At 29.0% G+C, this 1,764-nt stretch carries 1 protein-coding gene; it reads left to right on the top strand.

All coding sequences use genetic code 11. The features are described 5' to 3' along the window. Window positions 1-82: 82 nt before the first annotated feature. Window positions 83-1,764, top strand: a 1,682-nt coding sequence (locus BMX60_RS11790; protein ID WP_091351625.1) for an N-6 DNA methylase, incomplete at its 3' end; no start/stop codon positions are given.

Genomic DNA, 1,764 nt, shown 5'->3' with positions numbered 1-1,764 from the left:
TTTTTTTTATTGGAGCATTCTTGATGAAAAAGAGGAAATATAATACAATTTTATTATTAATTAGGATAGGTAGGGGAAGGGTATGTTAGTTACTATTGAAGAAGTTATGGAAAAATACAATATCTCCAGAGCTACTGTAAATAATTGGATAAAACTAGGGGGAGTTACTATTCATTTAGTAAATGGTAAAAAAATGATACCTTTAGAAACAATACAAAAGTATGGAAAGGGAAAACTTCAAAGTCGAAGAAATAAACAAAAAAATAGTAAACCTAGGATCACAGAAAATTATTTAAAAGAGGAAAGGTATATTGAAAAGGTAAGGGAAATATTAAATCTTATTGAAAATTATCATAGTGATGACCGAGTTAGAATGGTTTTGTTAATGGTTATTTACAAGCTCTTATTAGATAAAAAAATTATTTCTAGTATACCTAGTGATCCAGGCGATTTTAATTTATTACCCCCTAGGGTTTCAGAAATTTTATCTATAGGTTTTAATGGTTGTATGTTTAATAATAGGGATTTGGAATTGTTAGAGAAAATATTAAATTTAGATTTACTTTCAATAGAGGATGATTTTTTAGGTTTATTATACTTATCCCTAAGGCCTGAAGGACAAAAAAATAAAAAGGGATGTTATTTCACCCCCCAGCCCGTTGTAGAAGACATGGTAGAGGATATTTTAGGCTATTTTCCCCAAATCCCCAAAATTTTAGACCCTGCTTGTGGTTCCGGCAATTTTTTATTACAGTGTTATAAAAAATTAGTGGGGAAATACGGAAAAGAATATAAAAAAGAAATATTAGAGAATTTATGGGGTTGGGATATTGATAAAATTGCAATATCCCTATGTAAAATTAATCTTTTCCTCTTAACAGGAGAGTATAGTGAAAATCTTAAAGTTGCAAATTTTTTTCAAAATTTAGATGATGGCAATTTACAAGGGAGCTTTGATTTAATTATAGGAAATCCCCCGTGGGGATATAAATTTACTATAGAAGAGCGGAGAAATTTAGGTTTTACTAAGAAAAACCCTGAATCAGCGGCTATATTTACCCTTAAAGGAATGAATTTTTTAAAAGACAATGGTTACATATCCTTTTGTTTGCCTCAAGCCCTATTAAATGTTAAAAGCCATAGGTATTTTAGGAAAAGGATTTTAACTGAACATACCTTGATTAAAGTAAAAGATTTAGGTAAAGCCTTTGATGGAGTATTATCGGGAAGTATAGCTTTAACAGTTCAAAAAAGAAAACCTAGAGAAGGGGATAATTTTAACCTTGTTAGTAAATGGGGAAGTTTTAATATAAAAAATGAACAAGTTATAAAAAATCCATACAATAACATCAATTTTATTAGGACCCCTTTAACTTTAGATATCTTAGAGAAAATGAGAAGTATACCATCCACAACCCTTAAAGGAAGTACTTTTGCTTTAGGAATAGTAACGGGGAACAATAAAGACTTTATTATCCCGAAAGAACAGGCAAAGGATATCCAAAAGAAAAATTTACAAAGAGTTATCAAGGGAAATGATATTTTAAAATTTAAAATTAAATCGGAATTAGATTATATCCTTTTTGAGGAAGAAAAATTCCAACAAATAGCCCCTATTCAATATTATAAGGAGCCAGAAAAATTGGTATACCGCTTTATAAGTAATAGATTAACCTTTGCTTATGATGATACTAAAACATTAACTTTAAATAGTGCCAATATACTTATACCTAAAAGTACTTTTAATATTAAATACATATTAGC

The organism is Anaerobranca gottschalkii DSM 13577 (genome assembly GCF_900111575.1).
Taxonomy (GTDB): domain Bacteria; phylum Bacillota; class Proteinivoracia; order Proteinivoracales; family Proteinivoracaceae; genus Anaerobranca; species Anaerobranca gottschalkii.
The sequence above is the reverse complement of the archived record's forward strand: the minus strand, read 5'-3'. Positions and strand labels throughout refer to the sequence as shown.